Raw genomic sequence first — 17,877 nt, forward strand, 5'->3', positions numbered from 1 at the left:
AAGTCATTATAATACACATCATATCGCTGGAGACAGTGATTTAAGTCTTAAGTCCCGTTCGTCTAGAGGCCTAGGACACCGCCCTTTCACGGCGGCAACAGGGGTTCGAATCCCCTACGGGATGCCAAAATATTCAAATAAATTATCAAAAAATAACATAAAAAATAAAACTTCAAAAATCTTTATTTGATTTTATGGTTTTAGTATCTCCGCTACCATACATCTAGCAGTACCACCGCCGACATCTTCAATAGTTTTTACATGGCATGGGAGTCTTGTGCAGTGAAGATCTATGAGTTGTTTTTGCTGTTCGGTAAATCCCATATCTGCTGTTGCTGATAAGATCAGATAAATTTTACCCTGTTTGTTTTTTACTTCTAAATTATTACAGCAGCGTAGGTGGACTTGCTTTTGCGATACATCTACTATTGTTTTGTTAGATTGATGTAGTGCTTGAGCAACTATATCTCTGTCCTTATCGCACTTTATAGATTCCAAACAAACAAATATTAGTTTTTCTCCAATACTTAGCATTTGTGTTGTCTGATAAATCGGTCTGTCTTTATAGTCATAACTTGTAAATGTTATGAGTTCGTATCCTAACTCATCAGCTACTTTTTTTGCTAGACTCTCATCTGCACGTGATGATTTCGATAGAAAAACTTTTTTAGTAGAATTATCAAAAACTAATGCAGCATTACCCTCAAGCGCTTTTGAGTGATCGCCACGAAAGTCTTTGAGTTTATATTTTATTCTAAGTTCCGATTCTAGAGTTTGCAAAAGTTGCTGGGGTTGTACTTCGCATCTACGACTTTCTGAATACATTGGATATATAAAAATATAACCCTGTCCATCAATTACGTGTGTAGAGAGCCAGTCATTTGTGAATACGGCGTCAGCTGCATTTTTGGGTGATTTCATGATAATGACTTTTATATCTTTAGATCTTATGTAATTAACCATCTCATAGAATTCATCTCGAGCTAAGGCTTGGATGGCTTTCTCATTTAGCCTAACTGCTCTTCTAAAAGCATCATCACTGTCTGTTTTTTGAGTATTGAAAGCAAAGTATTCTGGATCGACCATTAATACTGTATCTGAGACTTGAATTGACATTGGCTTATAAAAAATTAAGACCTTAGTTAGTTTTAATCTACATTATCGCTATTGAAAATTCTACTAAAATGACCTTGCTAAATTACAATTTTTTAATCTTTTCAAAAACACTAAATGTAAAGTCAAACTCGTTTTTATCATCTTTTTTGAATTTTTTGTGGCCGATGCGCTTGAATTTTGATTTATCCCATTGTGGAAAAAAAGCATCAAGATCAGTCATTTCAGTGTTTACTTCAGTTACATATAGTCTATCAGCATACTCTATAAATTCTTTATAAATTTGAGCACCACCGATTATAAAAATTTCATAGTGAGGCTTTGACTGAGCAAAATTTAGGATATCTTGAGTACTATTAATAATAAGACATTTATCTTGCTTATAGTTTTTGTCTCTTGTTAATATGATGTTTTTGCGATTAGGAAGGGGGCGACCTATTGATTCAAAGGTTTTTCTACCCATGACAATATAGTTGTTTTCAGTTATCTTTTTAAAATTTTTAAGATCTTCTGATAGCTTCCATGCTAGAGTGTTTTCTTTACCTATACCAAAGTTTTTATCATAAGCAACGATTAGTGAGATCATTTTGAGAAATCTATTTTTAGCCATTTTGGTGTATTTTAGCATTTAAAACAAATATAAAATACCCTTTGTAATTTATAAATTAACTATGGTAGAATCTTACCGCTTGTACTTTGTATTTGAGTATAAGTAGTGTTTAACTAATAAATCATGTATCTTGTTAAATGCTTATGTCAAAGGGTGTCCTTAAGGATATTTGGCATAGCTAAGGTACTAGATATAACCCAAATAAGGAAAATAAAAATGTCTTTAATGAAAGAAATGTTATCTGCAGGTGTTCACTTCGGACACAAAAAAGCTTTCTGGAATCCACAAATGAAAGAATACATCTTTGGTATTAACCATGGTGTACATATCATTAATTTGGAAAAAACAGTTCCACTTTTCCAAGATGCAGTTAACTTTGTTGGTAAAACTGTTGCTAACGGTGGAAAAATTCTATTTGTTGGTACAAAAAGACAAGCACAAGATATCGTTGAAGCTGAAGCTAAAAGATGTGGTATGCCGTATGTGAGCCACAGATGGTTAGGTGGTATGCTTACTAACTACAAAACTGTTAGACAATCTATCAAGAGACTAGCTCAGTTAGAAAAAATGAGAGAAGATGGTACTTTAGAATCTTTAACTAAAAAAGAGATGCTACAAAATATCAGAACTATCGAAAAATTAGAGAAGGTTCTTGGTGGTATCAAAGAAATGGGTGGTTTACCTGATGCAATCGTTGTTATCGATAGCAATAAAGAGCATATTGCTATTCAAGAAGCTCAAAAGTTAGGTATTAAAGTTGTATCAATCGTAGATACAAACTCAACTCCGGAAGGTATCGATTACATTATTCCAGGTAATGATGATGCTGTTAAGTCAATATCTTTTTATATGAAAAAATTTGCTGATGCTGTTATTGATGCTCAAGGTCTAGATAGAGCAGTAGAAGCAAAAGCTGATGAAGCTGCTCAAGCATAAGAAACAAACAAGGATAAAACAATGTCAAATATTTCTGCTAAATTAGTAAAAGAACTTAGAGAAAGAACTGGTGCGGGTATGATGGAGTGTAAAAAAGCTCTAGTTGCCGCTGCTGGGGATATTGAAAAAGCTGCTGAAGAAATGAGAATTTCTGGTCAAGCAAAAGCTGATAAGAAAGCTTCACGCGTTGCTGCTGAGGGTGTTATCGAAGTTTATGCTGCTGACGGTAGAGCTATTTTGCTTGAGATCAATTCAGAGACTGATTTCGTTGCTAGAGATGAGACTTTCAAGAAGTTTGCTCAAGAAGCTGTAAAAGCTGCTCATACTGCTCATGCTAAGACTATCGAAGAAGTTTTGGCTGCTAAAACTTCAAATGGCGAAACTGTTGAAGAAGCTAGAAAGTCACTAATTGCTAAAATCGGTGAGAATATTCAAGTGCGTAGAGTTAAGACTGTTGAAGCTAATACTTTAGGTGCTTACATTCATGGTGGTAAGATAGGTGTTGTTGCTGCTCTAGAGGGCGGTGACGAAGATCTTGCTAAAGATGTTGCTATGCATGTTGCTGCTGCAAACCCTATGGTTGTATCTGGCGATCAAGTACCAGCAGATGTTGTTGCTAAAGAAAAAGAGATCTTTACAGCTCAAGCTAAAGAGAGTGGTAAGCCTGTTGAGATCATTGAAAAGATGATCGTTGGTAGAATTCGTAAGTTCTTAGATGAAGTTGCTCTTTTAGGTCAAGATTTTGTTAAAGATCCTGCAATTAAGGTTGAAAAGCTAGTTAAAGATAAAGGTGCTAAAGTAGTTAACTTTATTAGATTGGATGTTGGTGAAGGTATCGAGAAGAAGGAAGAAGACTTCGCAGCAGAGGTGATGAGTCAAATTAAAGGTTAATATATGTCTAATGATTCGTCAGAGTGTTCTCAAAAACTTCCTAAACTTAAGAGAATTCTTCTTAAATTAAGTGGAGAATCTTTATCAGCAGATCAAGGTTTTGGTATAAGTGTTAAATCTGCTCAACCTATCATAAATCAAATTAAAACTCTCACTGATTTGGGTGTAGAGTTGGCAATAGTTGTTGGTGGTGGTAATATCTTACGTGGTGGCAAAGCTAATTTTGATGACAAGATTAGAAGAGCTACAGCTGACTCAATGGGTATGATTGCTACTATGATAAACGCGCTAGCTCTTCGAGATATGCTTATCAGTGAAGGTGTTGACGCTGAGGCTTTTTCAGCAAAAGGCTTGGATGGCTTATTAAAAGTTGCTAGCGCACATGAGTTTAATCAAGAACTTGCCAAAGGAAAGGTTTTGATATTCGCAGGGGGTACTGGTAACCCATTTGTGACAACTGATACTACCGCTAGTTTGAGAGCTGTTGAGATTGGCGCTGATGCCTTGTTAAAAGCCACAACGGTTGATGGTGTATATGATAAAGATCCAAACAAATATTCAGATGCTAAGCGCTTTACTAAAGTAACTTTCTCGGAAGTGGTTAGTAAAGAACTTAATGTGATGGATTTGGGGGCATTTACTCAGTGTAGAGATTTCGGTATTCCGATATATGTATTTGATTTAACTCAGCCTAACGCTTTAGTTGATGCTGTTTTGGACTCAAAGTATGGTACTTGGGTTACTTTAGACTAATTAATTTTTTAAAAGGATTATTTTTTATGATAAATGAGATTCTAAAAGATGCTGAGAGTAGAATGAAAAAATCATTAGAGGTTTTAGCTGATGATTTAGCAAAAATTAGAACTGGTAGAGCGCATCCTGATCTATTGGCACATGTTACAATAGACTATTATGGTGTTGAGACGCCAATATCTCAAGCAGCTAATATAACAGTTCTTGATGCTAGAACTTTGGGGATTACTCCTTGGGAAAAAGGTTTATCAAGCAAGATTGAAAAAGCGATATTGACTTCTGATCTTGGGCTTAATCCTACTAACTTGGGTGATTCATTAAGAGTTCCTATGCCTGCTTTGAATGAGGAGAGAAGAAAAGAATTAGTTAAACTAGTCAAATCTGAAACAGAAGCGGGTAGGGTGTCTATCAGAAATATTCGTCGTGATGCTAATGGTGATATCAAAGAACTTCTAAAAGAAAAAGAAATCACTGAGGATCAAGCTAAAAAAGCTGAAGATGATATTCAGAAGATTACTGATAAAATGATTGCTCAGGCTGATGCTCTTGCAGCTAAAAAAGAACAAGATCTAATGGCTGTGTAATTGCTTAGATTTCCCAATAATAACTTGTATTTTTGTTTATTCTTTCTTATCATTTAGCTAACTTAATTTTTTTCATAATATTTATGACATCGGCTAAAGAAAATATTCTAAGGCATCTTGCTATTATTATGGATGGTAATGGTCGGTGGGCAAAGAGTAGATTAAAGCCGAGAATATTTGGTCATAGAAATTCGGTCTCGAGTGTTGATGCAACTATAGAGTACTGTGTTGAAAATAATATTGAAATACTTACTCTTTTTGCTTTTGGTCGAGATAATTGGCTAAGACCTGCTCAAGAGGTCGCTGATCTTATGGATCTTTTTTATAAAACTCTAAAAGATAAGACTCCAAAGCTACATGATAATAATATTGTTCTTACTGTTGTTGGAGATCGCTCACGCTTATCTGATAAGCTTATTAGTATGATTGAATGTAGTGAGTCATTAACTAAGTCAAATACGGGACTAAAGCTTAGATTAGCTGTTGATTATGCTGGTCGATGGGATATAGTTGAGGCTACTAAAGCTATTGCTAGAGAAGTTGATACTGGTAAGCTTGGTGTTGATGAGATTGATCAGAACAGTTTCGCTAAATATTTGGTTGGAGGTGATATGCCTGTCGACTTACTTATTCGTACAAGTGGAGAAGTGCGTCTGAGTGATTTTATGTTGTGGCAGTTAGCCTATGCGGAGATGTATTTTACAGATATCATGTGGCCAGATTTTTCTAAGCAAGAATTAATTAAGGCTGTTGAATATTTTTATTCTCGCCAAAGAAGATTCGGCAAAAGTGGTGAACAAATTTAATTAAGAGGAATTTATGAAAGAAAGGATTGTGACTGGTATAGTTTTAGTCGCTGTGGTTTTTAGTTTTTTGGTTTTTGCTTCTGACTATCTGTTTGGTGTTGGTGTATTTTTAGTTGCTTTATTGTCAGCATATGAATGGCTAAAACTTACAAAAATTGATCAGCGAGCAATATTCAAGAATCTTATTATATTTACGATAGTGGTTTTTGTAGTTGCACAATTTTTTATATATCTTCAGTATATTTTTCCAATATTTTGGCTGTATGCAATTTATAAATTAGCTAGCTATGAGCGTGAGAAAATCAATACAATAGCAATTAATGAAATGCTAGTGATGGGAATGTTTACTATATCTCCTTTTGCTGCGGCTTTATATATATTGCATGCTAATGGTGTTGCATGGATATTTATGTTTATTTTGGTAATTGCTGCAGCTGATAGTGGAGCATATTTTACTGGTAAGGCTATTGGCAAACGTAAAATGTTGCCGCGACTAAGTCCGAATAAAACTATTGAAGGTTTATTGGGAGGTTTGATTTGCGCTGTTATTGTTGCAGTGATTTTTCTTATGTATATGAATTTAAGTTTTGGTCAGTATATTTATATGGTGATAGTGTCTGCTTTAATAGCGTTGTTATCTGTTGTAGGTGATGTTTTTGAGAGTATGATGAAGCGAATAGCTGGTGTTAAAGATAGTGGTAGTATTTTGCCTGGACATGGTGGTGTACTTGATAGGTTGGATGGATATATGCCAACTTTACCAATATTTGTGCTGCTTGGTTACTTAGCGGGAGTTTTTATTTTTTAAGGGGAGATATATGAAGGTAGAGCTAAAAATTTTAAATAAAGAACTTATAAAAGAGTTACCTAGCTATGCGACTGAAGGTTCAGCAGCTATTGACTTAAGAGCATGTATCTCTGAGAGTGTTTTTCTCAAGCCAGGTGAATGCAAACTTGTTGCAACTGGTATAGCTATTAATATTGCTAATCCAAGTTATGCGGCAATGATTTTACCAAGATCTGGTTTGGGACATAAGAAAGGTTTGGTACTAGGTAATGGTACGGGGCTTATAGATTCTGATTATCAGGGTGAGCTTATGGTTTCTTGTTTTAATCGCTCACAAGAGACTATTGAGATAGAACCGCTAATGAGATTTGCTCAGCTTGTAATTGTTCCTGTGGTACAAGCAAATTTTGAGATTGTTGAAGATTTTTCACAGCAAAGTGCCCGAGCTACTGGCGGCTTTGGACATACAGGGGTTTGATTTATGTTTTTTAATATCCCTAATATTCTGACTTTTGGTCGTTTGATATTAATTCCTTTTATAGTGGTGTGTTATTATTTTAATTTTCCACATCATCATGGTATTACGGCGACTTTATTTTTACTTGGGGCGGCGACTGATTGGTTAGATGGTTATTTGGCACGTAAATGGAAACAAACTAGTAAGCTAGGTGCATTTTTAGATCCTGTTGCTGATAAGCTTATTGTTGCTACAGCACTTTGTTTGTTTATAGAGATGTATCCATATTGGTGGGCTACTATACCTGCTATTGTGATGATTTGTAGGGAGATCGTTGTTTCAGCTTTGCGTGAATGGATGGCTGAACTCGGTCAGCGTAGTGTTGTTAAGGTCGGTGTTTGGGGTAAGGTGAAGACTGCAGCACAAATGGCAGCATTATTTATATTTTTAATTAAACCAGCTATAGATTTTAGACATTCTATAGACTATACAAGTTTCAATACTTGGTTCATATTCTTAGGCTTTTTGATGCTTTATGTTGCGGTTGTACTAACGATTTATTCTATGTGTAACTATCTCTATGTGGCTTTTAAATCAGTTTTTGGTGCTTCGGATAACTAATTACTTTTTCTTTGCTTTTTTTTGCTTTTTTGATATTATTATTGTCTAATGCTATTTTTGCATAGCAAATGCTCTTATCGAGTATTTGGATTAATTTAATATAAAAACTGATAAAAAACGGAGAATAATAACTAATGGCAACTATAAATCAGTTGGTGAACAACCCTCGCAAGAGATCGGTTGTTAAGTCTAAGGTTCCTGCGTTGAAGGCATGTCCTCAAAGAAGAGGGGTTTGTACTAGGGTTTATACTACAACTCCTAAAAAGCCTAACTCAGCACTTAGAAAAGTGGCTCGTGTGAGATTGACGAGTGGATTTGAAGTGACAAGCTATATTGGTGGCGAAGGTCATAACCTGCAAGAGCATAGTGTTGTGCTTATCAGGGGTGGTAGGGTAAAAGATTTGCCAGGTGTGCGTTACCACATTGTTAGGGGTGCTTTAGATACTTCAGGTGTTAATAATCGTAAGCACGGTCGTTCCAAGTATGGTACAAAGCGTCCTAAGTCTTAATTTGTGTTTAAAATTTAACATTTGAAGAAGGTGTAAAAATGTCTAGAAGAAATAGAGCTCCTAAAAGAGATATTCTACCTGATCCTAAGTATAAGAGTCAGGTTGTTGCTAAGTTTGTTAACCATATTATGCTAAGTGGTAAAAAATCAATAGCAGAAAAAATCGTATATGGTGCGTTTGATAAGATTAAAGCAAAAGATGCTTCAGCTAAGGAAGTTGAGGTGTTTGAAAAAGCATTAGAAAGTGTTAGTCCAATGGTAGAAGTTAAATCTCGTCGTGTTGGTGGTGCTACATATCAAGTCCCTGTAGAGGTTAGACCAGAGCGTCGTCAAACTTTGGGTATGAGATGGATTATTGATGCTGCGCGCAAGAGAAAGGAAAATACTATGGGTGATAGAATAGCTGCTGAAATTCTGGAAGCTGTAGAGGGTAGAGGTGCTGCTGTTAAGAAGAGAGAAGATACTCATAAGATGGCTGAAGCTAACAAAGCATTTGCTCACTTTAGATGGTAATAGGAGATTAGAAGATGCCTCGTAATACGGCTTTAGAAAAATATAGAAATATTGGTATCTGTGCTCACGTTGATGCAGGTAAAACGACTACTACAGAGCGTATTTTGTTCTATACAGGTTTATCTCATAAGATTGGTGAGGTACATGATGGCGCTGCTACTATGGACTGGATGGAGCAAGAGCAAGAAAGGGGTATTACAATTACTTCTGCTGCGACAACTACATTTTGGTCTGGTATGGATCAACAGTTTGAGAAACATCGTATTAACATTATTGACACACCGGGTCACGTTGATTTCACGATTGAGGTTGAGCGTTCGCTACGTGTACTTGATGGTGCAGTAGTGGTTTTCTGTGGTTCATCGGGAGTTGAACCTCAGTCTGAGACAGTATGGCGTCAAGCTAACAAGTATGGTGTGCCAAGAATTGTATTTGTTAACAAGATGGATAGATCTGGCGCTGATTTTGAAAGAGTATGTGCTCAGATTAAAACAAGATTAAAAGCAAATGTTGTTCCTGTGCAATTAAATATTGGGGCTGAAGAAGAATTTAAAGGCGTAATTGATCTTATCAGAATGAAAGCAATTATGTGGAATGAGGAAGACATGGGTCTTACTTATGAGCTTGTTGATATCCCTGCGGAACTTCAGGATAGAGCTGAAGAATTGCGTATGGAGATGATCGAGGCAGCTGCAGAAGCTTCAGAAGAGCTTATGGAAAAATACCTTGAAGGTGGTGAGCTTTCTGAAGATGAGATTCATCAAGGTCTACGTGCTAGAGTTCTTAATAACGAAATCGTTCTTGCTTTCTGTGGTTCAGCATTTAAAAACAAAGGTGTTCAGGCTGTTCTTGATGGTGTTGTTAGATATCTGCCAGCGCCAAACCAAGTTCCAGCTATCAAGTGTGAAACAGAAGATGGTGAGCCAGCTTCTAGACCATCATCTGATGAGGCACCATTTGCAGCATTGGCATTTAAGCTAGCTACAGACCCATTTGTTGGTAACCTAACATTTATCCGTGTTTACTCGGGAGTGCTTAAGTCTGGTGATGCTGTTTACAATCCGGTTAAGGGTAAGAAAGAGCGTGTCGGTCGTATAGTACAGATGCATGCTAATAAGCGTGATGAGATCAAAGAAGTTCGCGCTGGTGATATTGCAGCATGTATTGGTTTAAAAGATGTTACAACTGGTGATACTCTTTGTGATCAAGAAGATGTTGTAATCTTAGAAAAAATGGATTTCCCAGAGCCGGTAATATCTGTTGCTGTTGAGCCTAAGTCAAAAGCTGATCAAGAGAAGATGTCAATAGCTTTAGGTAAGCTTGCAGCAGAGGATCCATCATTTAGAGTTAAAACTGACGAAGAGAGTGGTCAGACAATTATCTCTGGTATGGGTGAGCTTCATTTGGATATTATCGTTGATCGTATGAGACGTGAGTTTAAAGTTGAGGCTAATGTTGGTAATCCACAGGTTGCATACAGAGAAACAATTAGATCAAAAGTCGAGCAAGAAGCTAAGTTTGTGCGTCAGTCCGGTGGTCGTGGTCAGTATGGTCACGTTTTTGTTAGATTTGAGCCTCTAGATGAAGTTGATGAGAATGGCGAAGCTAAAGTCTTCAAGTTTGTTGATGAGGTTGTTGGTGGTGTAGTTCCTAAAGAGTATATTGGCTCAGTTGCTAAAGGTATTGAAGAGCAGTTGAATAATGGTGTTCTAGCGGGCTACCCTATGATTGGCGTTAAGGCGACTTTATATGATGGTTCATATCATGATGTTGACTCATCTGAGATGGCGTTTAAGATTGCTGGTTCTATGGCATTAAAAGAAGGTGCTAAGAAAGCTAATGCTTGTATTCTTGAGCCAATCATGAAAGTTGAGGTTGTGACTCCAGAAGATTACTTAGGTGATGTTATGGGAGACCTAAACAGAAGAAGAGGAATTATTGAGGGTATGGATGAGAATCCAAGTGGAAGAGTTATCAATGCTCTAGTTCCTCTGGCAGAAATGTTTGGTTATGCTACTAACGTACGTTCTATAAGCCAAGGTAGAGCTTCATTCTCTATGGAGTTTAAGAAGTACGCTGAAGTACCAAATAATATTGCTGATGAAATCATCAAGACACGTAACTCATAATTTTAGAAGGATTAATTAAAATGGCTATAAATAATCAACGTATCAGAATTAGATTAAAAGCCTTTGATCATAAGCTTATTGATATTTCTACACAAGAAATTGTTGATACTGCTAAGAAGACAGGGGCTCAAGTTAAAGGACCTATTCCTTTACCGGTGCGTAAAGAGAGATTTACAATTCTTATTTCTCCGCATGTAAATAAGAAAGCAAGAGATCAATATGAGATTAGAACTCACAAGAGATTAATCGATATTGTTGAACCTACAGATAAGACTGTAGATGCTCTTATGAAACTAGATTTAGCGTCAGGTGTTGATGTTCAGATCAGTTTAAGCTAATATATACGTTACTTTTTTGAAAGTTTTCAAAAATAGTATTAATTAGGTCTCTGTGGTCAATCGTAATCACAGGGTTAATATAATAATAATAGAGGATTAAATAATGTCTTTAGGATTGGTTGGTCGCAAATGTGGTATGACTCGTATATTTACTGAAGATGGTGTTTCTATTCCTGTAACAGTTGTTCAAGTTGAGGCTAATAAGGTTACTCAGGTTAAGACTGCTGAAACAGATGGGTATAATGCTATCCAAGTAACTACTGGTTTTAAAAAGCGTTCTAATGTAAACAAGCCTGTAGCAGGTCACTATGCGAAAGCTGGTGTTGAGCCAGGTAGAGGTTTATGGGAGTTTACTATTGATAACGCTTCTGAATATGAGGTTGGTGCGTCTATAGATGCTACAATTTTCGAAGCAGGTCAGAAGGTTGATGTCAGAGGTGTATCTAAAGGTAAAGGTTTTCAAGGTGGTGTCAAGCGTCACAACTTTGCAACTCAAGATGCTACTCATGGTAACTCACTATCTCACAGAGTTCACGGTTCTACTGGCCAAAACCAAACTCCAGGTAGAGTATTCAAGAACAAGAAGATGGCTGGTCATTTAGGTAGCGAGAATGTTACTATTCAGTCACTTGAAGTTGTGAGAGTGGACGCGGAAAATGGTTTATTGCTTTTAAAGGGTGGTATTCCTGGTTCAGTTGGTGGAGATATTATCGTTACTCCAGCTGTGAAGAGTTAGTAGATAAATATTAATTATACCGGAGAGTTGTTGTGGACTTAAATATAAAATCTTTGGCTGGTCAAGAGGCTGGGTCTTTAGGTGTTGCAGAAGGTGTTTTTGCGGCAGACTATAACGAGGCCTTAATTCACCAGGTTGTTGTTGCCTACATGGCAGGCGCTCGTCAAGGTACAAAGGCTCAAAAAACTAGATCAGAAGTTTCTGGTGGTGGTGCTAAGCCTTGGAGGCAAAAAGGTACAGGTAGAGCAAGGGCTGGTACTATCCGTTCGCCTATCTTCAGAAAGGGTGGTGTTACATTTGCAGCTAAGCCTAAAAGCTATAAGCAAAAAGTAAATCGTAAGATGTACTCAGGTGCAGTTAAATCTATATTATCTGAGCTTGTAAGATCAGATAGAATGACTGTGGTTGAATCATTGAAATTAGAAACTCCTAAAACAAAAGAATTTAAATCAATAGTTGATTCATTAGGTGTTAAAGACGTTCTTTTTGTTGTTGGTGTAGAAGAGTTTAATGAAAATTTATACTTATCTTCTAGAAACCTTAAGAATGTAGCAGTATGTGATTCTGTGGAAATTAATCCAGTTTCTTTGGTTTGTTTTGAAAATGTGGTTTTCACTAAGCAAGCTATCAAGGAAATAGAGGAGAAGCTAGTATGAATTCTCAAGAAAAATTATTAAAAACAGTTGTTAGACCTCATATTTCTGATAAAACTTATGGTCTTTCAGATGCTAATTCAACTATAGTATTCGAAGTAGCTAGAACTGCAACTAAGCAGGATGTGAAAAATGCTGTAGAGAAGCTTTTTGAGGTAAAAGTTGAGTCTGTGAATATCCTTAACGTTAAGGGTAAGGCGCGTAGATTTGGTCGTGTTGAGGGTAGAACAAAGGCTTGGAAGAAAGCTTATGTGAAGCTTGCTGAAGGACATGATATCAATTTTGTTGGTGCAGAGTAATTTAAAGAAGGTTTATAATCATGATTGAAATAAAAAAAGCTAAACCTACTTCACCTGGCCGTCGCCACGTAGTGAGCGTAAAGAATACAGAATTACATACAGGTAAGCCGTTTAAGGGTTTAGTAGAGGTAAAGAAAAGTAAGGCTGGTAGAAATAATACTGGTAGAATTACAGTTCGTCATCAAGGTGGTGGTCACAAGCAGCATTACCGTATAGTAGACTTCAAGAGAAATAAAGATGAGATTACAGCTAGGGTTGAGAGAATCGAGTACGATCCTAATCGTAGTGCAAATATTGCTTTAGTTCTTTATGCTGATGGTGAGAGACGATACATCATTGCACCAAAAGGTTTAAAGAAGGATATGTCTGTAGTATCTGGTGAGAAGGTTGATGTTGCTGTAGGTAATTGTATGCCGCTTAGAAATATACCTCTAGGTACAGTTATACACAATATCGAAATGAAGCCTAAAAAAGGTGCGCAGCTAATTAGAAGTGCTGGTGCTTTTGCTCAGTTGGTTGGTAAGGATAATGCTTATGCAATTATTCGTTTAAGATCAGGTGAGATGAGAAGGGTGCTTTTAGATTGTAGAGCAGTTATAGGTGTGGTATCTAATTCTGAGCATAACTTAAAATCTTTAGGTAAGGCTGGTGCTAAGCGCTGGAGAGGTATAAGACCTACTGTAAGAGGTGTGGCGATGAACCCGGTAGATCATCCACATGGTGGTGGTGAGGGACGTACTTCTGGTGGTAGACATCCAGTTACACCATGGGGTATCCCAACTAAAGGTTATAAGACGCGTAGAAATAAGCGTTCTAATAAGTTGATTGTTCAAAAACGTAAGTAATTAGGGAGAAGGTTGTGCCTCGTTCATTAAAAAAAGGACCTTTTGTAGATCATCATCTTTTAAAGAAGGTTTTTGAAGCGCAAGAAAGTAATTCTAAAAAGCCAATCAAAACATGGTCAAGAAGATCAATGATTGTGCCAGATATGATAGGTTTAACTATAGCTGTACACAATGGTCAGCAGCACGTGCCTGTTCTTATGACTGAAGAAATGGTTGGTCATAAGTTGGGTGAGTTCGTTGTTACTCGTAACTACCGTGGTCATGCAGCTGATAAAAAAGCTAAGAAGAAATAGTTGGGGTTAAGATACATGGAAGTACAAGCTAAATTAAAATTTGCAAGAATCTCAGCTCAGAAATGTAGATTGGTTGCTGATCAGATCAGAGGTCTGCCTGTTGAGCAAGCTATTAATCTTTTGACTTTTAGCAATAAGAAAGCTGCAGTATTGATCAAGGGTGTTTTGAGCTCTGCAGTTGCTAACGCTGAGCATAATGATGGTATGGATGTTGACTCTCTAGTTGTGTCAACTATCTTCGTTGATGAAGGTCCTACAATGAAGCGCTTTGAAGCTAGAGCAAAAGGTCGTGGTAATCGTATTCTAAAAAGAACTTCACATATAACTGTGAAAGTTGCTGAGAAAAAATAAGGGGTGTAGTAAAAATGGGTCAAAAAGTAAATCCTAATGGTATTCGCTTAGGTTATATAAGAGACTGGCGTTCAACGTGGTATGCTGACTCTTCTAGCTACGCTACTAAGCTTAATGAAGATATTAAGGTTAGAGAGTTTTTGCACAAAAAACTTGCAGCAGCAGCAGTTAGTAAGATTCAGATTGAGAGACCTGCTCAAAATGCTAAGATTACAATCCATACAGCTAGACCTGGTATTGTAATCGGTAAGAAGGGTGAGGATGTTGAAAAGTTGCGTGCTGAGGTTCATAAGCTGATGGGTATTCCAGTTCAGATAAATATTGAAGAAGTGCGTAAGCCAGAAATTGATGCTAAATTAGTTGCTGAAAGCGTTGCTCAACAGTTAGAGAAAAGAGTAATGTTTAGAAGAGCAATGAAAAAAGCAATGCAAGCTGCTATGAAATCAGGTGCTAAAGGTATCAAGATCATGGTTAGTGGTCGTTTAGGTGGTGCTGAAATTGCTCGTTCTGAGTGGGCTAGAGATGGTAGAGTTCCTCTACAAACATTTAGAGCGGATGTGGATTATGCTACAGCAGAAGCTTTAACAACTTATGGTGTCATTGGTGTTAAAGTCTGGATCTACAAAGGCGAAATCCTTCCAGGTCAAATTGCTGAGAAGAAAAATAATAAAAAAGGAGCTAAATAATGCTACAGCCTAAGCGTACAAAGTTTCGTAAACAGCAGAAGTTGCGTAATAGAGGCTTAGCTCACAGAGGTAATAAAGTAAGCTTTGGTGAGTTTGGTCTTCAAGCGACATCTAGAGGTAGAATCACTGCTAGACAAATCGAGGCAGGAAGAAGAGCGATTAGCCGTCACATTAAGCGTGGTGGTAAAATTTGGATTAGAATCTTCCCAGATAAGCCTATAACACAAAAGCCTCTTGAAGTTCGTATGGGTAAAGGTAAAGGTTCAGTTGAATATTGGGTAGCTCAAATTCAACCGGGTCGTGTACTATATGAGATTACTGGTGTTAAAGAAGAGTTGGCTCGTGAGGCTTTTGCTAGAGCAGCTGCTAAAATGCCAGTGCAGACAACTTTTGTTGAAAAGCAGGTGATGTAATGAAAAGAAAAGATACTTTAAAAGATTATAGAGGTAAAAGTATTGACCAATTGCAAGAGGCGAAAATAGAGTTATTGCAACAATTATTTTCTCTTCGTATGCAGAAAGGTACAGGGCAATTAAAAAAGAATCACTTATTTAAAAGTGCAAAAAGAGATATTGCTCGTATAAATACAATAATATCAGAAAAGAATAAATAGGTGCCTTGAAAGATGAGCGATAAAATTAGATTGTTAGAAGGTAAAGTTTCTAGCGTAGCTATGGATAAAACTGTAGTTGTCAGAGCTGAAAGATATGTTAAGCACCCTTTGTATGGTAAGTTCGTTAAGAAAACTACAAAGTACTATGTTCATGATGAGAAAAATGAATGTAAAGAAGGTGATGTTATCAAGTTCAAAGAAACTAGACCATACTCAAAAACTAAAAAGTGGTGTTTAGTCGATATTATCCATAGAGAAAAATAATAAATTTGATTTTATTTTTGTTTATTGGTATATTTATCAGACTGCAAAATTACTCTGCAGTCTTATATAATAATAAATAAGGGTTATTTGTATGATTCAAATGCAAACAGAACTCCAAGTTGCTGATAATAGTGGCGCTAAGAGAGTAGAGTGTATAAAAGTTTTGGGTGGTTCTCATCGCAGATATGCATCTATAGGAGATGTTATCAAAGTAACTGTGAAAGAAGCTTCTCCAAGAGGTAAGGCTAAAAAAGGATCTGTATATAATGCTGTTGTTGTTAGGACAGCTAAAGGTGTACGTAGAAAAGATGGTTCTAAAGTTCGTTTTGATGGCAATGCTGCCGTGCTTCTAAATGCTAACGGACAACCAATTGGGACTCGTATCTTTGGCCCTGTTACTAGGGAGCTTCGTACTGAGAAGTTTATGAAGATCGTATCTTTAGCACCAGAAGTATTATAGTTATTTATTGAGGTGTAGATAATGAATAGATTAAAAAAAGGTGATGATGTAATAGTTATCGCTGGAAAAGATAAAGGACGCAGAGGTGTTGTTAAGTCATTCGCTAAAGGCGGTTCTTTAGTTTTGGTTGAGGGCATAAATGTTGTTAAAAAACATATTAAGCCTAATCCAAATAGAGGTGTTGAAGGTGGGGTTGTTGAAAAAGAGCTTCCTGTCGATGCATCTAACGTTGCTATCTTTAATCCAACTACTGAAAAAGCAGATAGAGTGGGTTATAAGTTTGTTGATGAGAAAAAGGTTCGCTATTTTAAGTCTAATGGCGAGCTTGTAGACTTATAGGACTAGGTTTTATGGCAAGATTAAAAGATTATTATCAAAAAGAGCTTGTTGCTAAGTTAAAGACTGAGCTTGGTTTAGATAATATAATGGAAGTACCTGCTATTAAGAAAATTACTCTTAATATGGGTGTGGGTGATGCTGCAAAAGATAAGAAAATTATGACTTTTGCGTTGAATGATTTGACAGCTATTGCTGGTCAAAAGCCAGTTGTTACTAAGTCTAAAAAATCAATTGCTGGTTTCAAAATTCGTGATGGATGGCCTATTGGTGCTAAAGTTACACTACGTGGCGATCGTATGTATGAATTTTTAGATAGACTTATAACAATTGCTATTCCTAGAATTAGAGATTTTAGGGGGTTAAGTGCTAAATCTTTTGATGGAAGAGGTAATTATAGCTTAGGTATGAGAGAGCAAATTTCTTTCCCTGAAATTGATTATGATAAAGTTGACTCTATCAGAGGTTTAGATATTTCGATAACTACTACAGCTAAAAACGATGACCAAGGAAGAGCTTTGCTAAAAGCATTTGGTTTTCCTTTTAAGTCTTAATCTAAATTGGGGTTTTAAATGGCAAAAAAATCAATGATTCAGAGAGAGTTAAAGAGAGAAAAATTAGTAGCTAAATATGCTCAAAAAAGAGCTGAGCTTAAGGCTATTATTCTTGATATAAATTCTACTGAAGAACAAGTATGGGAAGCTCAAATTAAACTGCAAAAGTTACCGGTAAACTCATCAGCTTCTAGAGTTCAAAGAAGATGTAAAGTTACAGGTAGACCACATGCTGTGTACAGAAAATTCGGCTTATGTCGTAATAAGCTTAGAGAGTATGCAATGGCAGGTGATGTTCCTGGTTTGAAGAAGGCTAGTTGGTAATAAGGAATTTTAAGTTATGAGTATGCAAGATCCTATCGCGGATATGTTTACAAGAATCAGAAACGGACTTTCTGCTGAAAAAGAATTTGTTTCTGTACCATTCTCAAAGATGAAAATGGAAATCGCGAACTTTTTAGTTAACGAAGGTTATATTAAAAGTTGTTCAAAAGGTACAACTTCAATGGGTCATCCTTCTATTGAAATAGAGCTTAAGTATCATGCAGGTGTTCCTGTTATTGAAATGATCAAAAGAGTTTCTAGACCAAGTTTGAGAATCTATAAGTCACACGCAGACCTACCTAAAGTGTACGGTGGTTATGGTGTTGCTATTGTTTCTACATCAAAAGGTTTAGTAAGTGATAGAAAGGCTAGAGATCTTGGTGTTGGTGGCGAAATAATTGGCTACGTAGCTTAAGT

At 36.5% G+C, this 17,877-nt stretch carries 29 protein-coding genes and 1 tRNA gene; 28 read left to right on the forward strand and 2 right to left on the reverse strand.

Translation table 11 applies throughout. The annotated features are described in order from the left end of the window. Window positions 1–51: 51 nt before the first annotated feature. Window positions 52–127 (forward strand) — tRNA-Glu (locus FSC454_RS01065). Window positions 128–192: 65 nt separating this feature from the next. Here FSC454_RS01065 and FSC454_RS01070 read toward each other — a convergent pair. Together FSC454_RS01070 and FSC454_RS01075 are read right to left on the reverse strand one after the other, a co-directional pair. After that, window positions 193–1,116, reverse strand: coding sequence for an arginine deiminase-related protein (locus FSC454_RS01070; RefSeq protein WP_066045903.1), 924 nt, complete (start codon window positions 1,114–1,116; stop codon window positions 193–195). Between the two features lie 82 nt (window positions 1,117–1,198). Then, window positions 1,199–1,741, reverse strand: a complete 543-nt coding sequence (locus FSC454_RS01075) for a dihydrofolate reductase (protein ID WP_044247159.1) — start codon at window positions 1,739–1,741, stop codon at window positions 1,199–1,201. A gap of 198 nt (window positions 1,742–1,939) precedes the next feature. Here FSC454_RS01075 and rpsB point away from each other — a divergent pair, with 198 nt between their 5' ends. The 27 genes from rpsB to rpsH all read left to right on the forward strand — a co-directional run bounded on the left by rpsB (window position 1,940) and on the right by rpsH (window position 17,875). Next, window positions 1,940–2,659, forward strand: a complete 720-nt coding sequence (rpsB, locus tag FSC454_RS01080) for a 30S ribosomal protein S2 (RefSeq protein WP_014547549.1) — start codon at window positions 1,940–1,942, stop codon at window positions 2,657–2,659. Between the two features lie 21 nt (window positions 2,660–2,680). Beyond that, on the forward strand, window positions 2,681–3,550 hold the full coding sequence (tsf, locus tag FSC454_RS01085; protein WP_066045900.1) for a translation elongation factor Ts: 870 nt from the start codon (window positions 2,681–2,683) through the stop codon (window positions 3,548–3,550). Between the two features lie 3 nt (window positions 3,551–3,553). Further along, on the forward strand, window positions 3,554–4,303 hold the full coding sequence (gene pyrH / locus FSC454_RS01090) for a UMP kinase (RefSeq protein ID WP_066045895.1): 750 nt from the start codon (window positions 3,554–3,556) through the stop codon (window positions 4,301–4,303). 26 nt (window positions 4,304–4,329) lie between these two features. After that, window positions 4,330–4,887 carry a ribosome recycling factor gene (gene frr / locus FSC454_RS01095; protein WP_066045892.1) on the forward strand — a complete coding sequence of 186 codons (558 nt, stop codon included), beginning with the start codon at window positions 4,330–4,332 and terminating at the stop codon, window positions 4,885–4,887. A gap of 83 nt (window positions 4,888–4,970) precedes the next feature. Beyond that, complete coding sequence (uppS, locus tag FSC454_RS01100) at window positions 4,971–5,693, forward strand: polyprenyl diphosphate synthase (protein WP_066045888.1); 723 nt, start codon at window positions 4,971–4,973, stop codon at window positions 5,691–5,693. Between the two features lie 13 nt (window positions 5,694–5,706). After that, window positions 5,707–6,501, forward strand: a complete 795-nt coding sequence (locus FSC454_RS01105) for a phosphatidate cytidylyltransferase (protein ID WP_014547554.1) — start codon at window positions 5,707–5,709, stop codon at window positions 6,499–6,501. 10 nt (window positions 6,502–6,511) lie between these two features. Then, window positions 6,512–6,958, forward strand: coding sequence for a dUTP diphosphatase (gene dut, locus FSC454_RS01110; protein WP_014547555.1), 447 nt, complete (start codon window positions 6,512–6,514; stop codon window positions 6,956–6,958). 3 nt (window positions 6,959–6,961) lie between these two features. Further along, the gene (pgsA, locus tag FSC454_RS01115; protein ID WP_066045886.1) at window positions 6,962–7,558 is read left to right on the forward strand and encodes a CDP-diacylglycerol--glycerol-3-phosphate 3-phosphatidyltransferase; all 597 of its coding nucleotides are present in this window, start codon (window positions 6,962–6,964) and stop codon (window positions 7,556–7,558) included. A gap of 134 nt (window positions 7,559–7,692) precedes the next feature. Then, window positions 7,693–8,067 carry a 30S ribosomal protein S12 gene (gene rpsL, locus FSC454_RS01120; protein ID WP_003035357.1) on the forward strand — a complete coding sequence of 125 codons (375 nt, stop codon included), beginning with the start codon at window positions 7,693–7,695 and terminating at the stop codon, window positions 8,065–8,067. A gap of 38 nt (window positions 8,068–8,105) precedes the next feature. Next, the gene (rpsG, locus tag FSC454_RS01125; RefSeq protein WP_014547557.1) at window positions 8,106–8,579 is read left to right on the forward strand and encodes a 30S ribosomal protein S7; all 474 of its coding nucleotides are present in this window, start codon (window positions 8,106–8,108) and stop codon (window positions 8,577–8,579) included. Window positions 8,580–8,593: 14 nt separating this feature from the next. Beyond that, window positions 8,594–10,708, forward strand: a complete 2,115-nt coding sequence (gene fusA, locus FSC454_RS01130) for an elongation factor G (RefSeq protein ID WP_066045883.1) — start codon at window positions 8,594–8,596, stop codon at window positions 10,706–10,708. Window positions 10,709–10,728: 20 nt separating this feature from the next. Further along, complete coding sequence (gene rpsJ / locus FSC454_RS01135) at window positions 10,729–11,046, forward strand: 30S ribosomal protein S10 (RefSeq protein ID WP_003027204.1); 318 nt, start codon at window positions 10,729–10,731, stop codon at window positions 11,044–11,046. A gap of 103 nt (window positions 11,047–11,149) precedes the next feature. Then, complete coding sequence (gene rplC / locus FSC454_RS01140) at window positions 11,150–11,782, forward strand: 50S ribosomal protein L3 (protein ID WP_066045881.1); 633 nt, start codon at window positions 11,150–11,152, stop codon at window positions 11,780–11,782. 32 nt (window positions 11,783–11,814) lie between these two features. Continuing rightward, window positions 11,815–12,438 carry a 50S ribosomal protein L4 gene (gene rplD / locus FSC454_RS01145; protein ID WP_014547560.1) on the forward strand — a complete coding sequence of 208 codons (624 nt, stop codon included), beginning with the start codon at window positions 11,815–11,817 and terminating at the stop codon, window positions 12,436–12,438. Further along, window positions 12,435–12,734 carry a 50S ribosomal protein L23 gene (gene rplW, locus FSC454_RS01150; RefSeq protein WP_014547561.1) on the forward strand — a complete coding sequence of 100 codons (300 nt, stop codon included), beginning with the start codon at window positions 12,435–12,437 and terminating at the stop codon, window positions 12,732–12,734. Before rplD ends, rplW begins: the two co-directional genes overlap by 4 nt. A 20-nt stretch (window positions 12,735–12,754) precedes the next feature. Next, complete coding sequence (rplB, locus tag FSC454_RS01155) at window positions 12,755–13,579, forward strand: 50S ribosomal protein L2 (RefSeq protein WP_014547562.1); 825 nt, start codon at window positions 12,755–12,757, stop codon at window positions 13,577–13,579. A 14-nt stretch (window positions 13,580–13,593) separates the two neighbouring features. Continuing rightward, entirely contained in the window at window positions 13,594–13,872 is a 279-nt protein-coding gene (gene rpsS, locus FSC454_RS01160; RefSeq protein ID WP_003027195.1) for a 30S ribosomal protein S19, read from the forward strand. A gap of 15 nt (window positions 13,873–13,887) precedes the next feature. Further along, window positions 13,888–14,223, forward strand: a complete 336-nt coding sequence (rplV, locus tag FSC454_RS01165) for a 50S ribosomal protein L22 (RefSeq protein ID WP_014547563.1) — start codon at window positions 13,888–13,890, stop codon at window positions 14,221–14,223. 14 nt (window positions 14,224–14,237) lie between these two features. Next, complete coding sequence (gene rpsC, locus FSC454_RS01170) at window positions 14,238–14,909, forward strand: 30S ribosomal protein S3 (protein WP_011733588.1); 672 nt, start codon at window positions 14,238–14,240, stop codon at window positions 14,907–14,909. Beyond that, complete coding sequence (rplP, locus tag FSC454_RS01175) at window positions 14,909–15,322, forward strand: 50S ribosomal protein L16 (RefSeq protein WP_003027191.1); 414 nt, start codon at window positions 14,909–14,911, stop codon at window positions 15,320–15,322. Before rpsC ends, rplP begins: the two co-directional genes overlap by 1 nt. Beyond that, a complete protein-coding gene (gene rpmC / locus FSC454_RS01180; RefSeq protein ID WP_003017801.1) occupies window positions 15,322–15,522 on the forward strand; it encodes a 50S ribosomal protein L29 in 201 nt (66 codons plus the stop codon). The genes rplP and rpmC overlap by 1 nt, the downstream gene beginning before the upstream one ends. A gap of 12 nt (window positions 15,523–15,534) precedes the next feature. Continuing rightward, the gene (rpsQ, locus tag FSC454_RS01185) at window positions 15,535–15,786 is read left to right on the forward strand and encodes a 30S ribosomal protein S17 (RefSeq protein WP_014547564.1); all 252 of its coding nucleotides are present in this window, start codon (window positions 15,535–15,537) and stop codon (window positions 15,784–15,786) included. Window positions 15,787–15,877: 91 nt separating this feature from the next. Continuing rightward, window positions 15,878–16,246: a 50S ribosomal protein L14 gene (rplN, locus tag FSC454_RS01190; RefSeq protein ID WP_003014346.1), complete on the forward strand. Its 369-nt coding sequence runs from the start codon at window positions 15,878–15,880 to the stop codon at window positions 16,244–16,246. 21 nt (window positions 16,247–16,267) lie between these two features. Next, window positions 16,268–16,585, forward strand: a complete 318-nt coding sequence (gene rplX, locus FSC454_RS01195; protein ID WP_066045878.1) for a 50S ribosomal protein L24 — start codon at window positions 16,268–16,270, stop codon at window positions 16,583–16,585. Window positions 16,586–16,596: 11 nt separating this feature from the next. Next, window positions 16,597–17,136, forward strand: coding sequence for a 50S ribosomal protein L5 (rplE, locus tag FSC454_RS01200; RefSeq protein WP_003014352.1), 540 nt, complete (start codon window positions 16,597–16,599; stop codon window positions 17,134–17,136). Between the two features lie 18 nt (window positions 17,137–17,154). Next, complete coding sequence (rpsN, locus tag FSC454_RS01205) at window positions 17,155–17,460, forward strand: 30S ribosomal protein S14 (RefSeq protein WP_004286604.1); 306 nt, start codon at window positions 17,155–17,157, stop codon at window positions 17,458–17,460. Between the two features lie 16 nt (window positions 17,461–17,476). After that, window positions 17,477–17,875 (forward strand): 30S ribosomal protein S8, encoded by a 399-nt coding sequence (gene rpsH / locus FSC454_RS01210; protein WP_014547566.1) that lies wholly within the window; start codon window positions 17,477–17,479, stop codon window positions 17,873–17,875. Window positions 17,876–17,877: the final 2 nt, after the last annotated feature.

It is taken from the genome of Francisella hispaniensis FSC454 (genome assembly GCF_001885235.1).
In the GTDB taxonomy this organism is placed as follows: Bacteria; Pseudomonadota; Gammaproteobacteria; order Francisellales; family Francisellaceae; genus Francisella; species Francisella hispaniensis.

What these genes read in the sequence shown, in the direction of transcription:
- rplV (WP_014547563.1), top strand. Translation starts at nt 13,888, where the DNA reads ATGGAAGTACAAGCTAAATTAAAATTTGCAAGAATCTCAGCTCAGAAA.
- FSC454_RS01105 (WP_014547554.1), top strand. Translation starts at nt 5,707, where the DNA reads ATGAAAGAAAGGATTGTGACTGGTATAGTTTTAGTCGCTGTGGTTTTT.
- rpsC (WP_011733588.1), top strand. Translation starts at nt 14,238, where the DNA reads ATGGGTCAAAAAGTAAATCCTAATGGTATTCGCTTAGGTTATATAAGA.
- pyrH (WP_066045895.1), top strand. Translation starts at nt 3,554, where the DNA reads ATGTCTAATGATTCGTCAGAGTGTTCTCAAAAACTTCCTAAACTTAAG.
- rpmC (WP_003017801.1), top strand. Translation starts at nt 15,322, where the DNA reads ATGAAAAGAAAAGATACTTTAAAAGATTATAGAGGTAAAAGTATTGAC.
- rplE (WP_003014352.1), top strand. Translation starts at nt 16,597, where the DNA reads ATGGCAAGATTAAAAGATTATTATCAAAAAGAGCTTGTTGCTAAGTTA.
- dut (WP_014547555.1), top strand. Translation starts at nt 6,512, where the DNA reads ATGAAGGTAGAGCTAAAAATTTTAAATAAAGAACTTATAAAAGAGTTA.
- rpsB (WP_014547549.1), top strand. Translation starts at nt 1,940, where the DNA reads ATGTCTTTAATGAAAGAAATGTTATCTGCAGGTGTTCACTTCGGACAC.
- rplB (WP_014547562.1), top strand. Translation starts at nt 12,755, where the DNA reads ATGATTGAAATAAAAAAAGCTAAACCTACTTCACCTGGCCGTCGCCAC.
- rplN (WP_003014346.1), top strand. Translation starts at nt 15,878, where the DNA reads ATGATTCAAATGCAAACAGAACTCCAAGTTGCTGATAATAGTGGCGCT.
- rplW (WP_014547561.1), top strand. Translation starts at nt 12,435, where the DNA reads ATGAATTCTCAAGAAAAATTATTAAAAACAGTTGTTAGACCTCATATT.
- FSC454_RS01070 (WP_066045903.1), bottom strand. Translation starts at nt 1,116, where the DNA reads ATGTCAATTCAAGTCTCAGATACAGTATTAATGGTCGATCCAGAATAC.
- tsf (WP_066045900.1), top strand. Translation starts at nt 2,681, where the DNA reads ATGTCAAATATTTCTGCTAAATTAGTAAAAGAACTTAGAGAAAGAACT.
- rplP (WP_003027191.1), top strand. Translation starts at nt 14,909, where the DNA reads ATGCTACAGCCTAAGCGTACAAAGTTTCGTAAACAGCAGAAGTTGCGT.
- rpsL (WP_003035357.1), top strand. Translation starts at nt 7,693, where the DNA reads ATGGCAACTATAAATCAGTTGGTGAACAACCCTCGCAAGAGATCGGTT.
- frr (WP_066045892.1), top strand. Translation starts at nt 4,330, where the DNA reads ATGATAAATGAGATTCTAAAAGATGCTGAGAGTAGAATGAAAAAATCA.
- FSC454_RS01075 (WP_044247159.1), bottom strand. Translation starts at nt 1,741, where the DNA reads ATGCTAAAATACACCAAAATGGCTAAAAATAGATTTCTCAAAATGATC.
- fusA (WP_066045883.1), top strand. Translation starts at nt 8,594, where the DNA reads ATGCCTCGTAATACGGCTTTAGAAAAATATAGAAATATTGGTATCTGT.
- rpsG (WP_014547557.1), top strand. Translation starts at nt 8,106, where the DNA reads ATGTCTAGAAGAAATAGAGCTCCTAAAAGAGATATTCTACCTGATCCT.
- rpsH (WP_014547566.1), top strand. Translation starts at nt 17,477, where the DNA reads ATGAGTATGCAAGATCCTATCGCGGATATGTTTACAAGAATCAGAAAC.
- rpsQ (WP_014547564.1), top strand. Translation starts at nt 15,535, where the DNA reads ATGAGCGATAAAATTAGATTGTTAGAAGGTAAAGTTTCTAGCGTAGCT.
- uppS (WP_066045888.1), top strand. Translation starts at nt 4,971, where the DNA reads ATGACATCGGCTAAAGAAAATATTCTAAGGCATCTTGCTATTATTATG.
- rplC (WP_066045881.1), top strand. Translation starts at nt 11,150, where the DNA reads ATGTCTTTAGGATTGGTTGGTCGCAAATGTGGTATGACTCGTATATTT.
- rpsJ (WP_003027204.1), top strand. Translation starts at nt 10,729, where the DNA reads ATGGCTATAAATAATCAACGTATCAGAATTAGATTAAAAGCCTTTGAT.
- rplX (WP_066045878.1), top strand. Translation starts at nt 16,268, where the DNA reads ATGAATAGATTAAAAAAAGGTGATGATGTAATAGTTATCGCTGGAAAA.
- pgsA (WP_066045886.1), top strand. Translation starts at nt 6,962, where the DNA reads ATGTTTTTTAATATCCCTAATATTCTGACTTTTGGTCGTTTGATATTA.
- rpsN (WP_004286604.1), top strand. Translation starts at nt 17,155, where the DNA reads ATGGCAAAAAAATCAATGATTCAGAGAGAGTTAAAGAGAGAAAAATTA.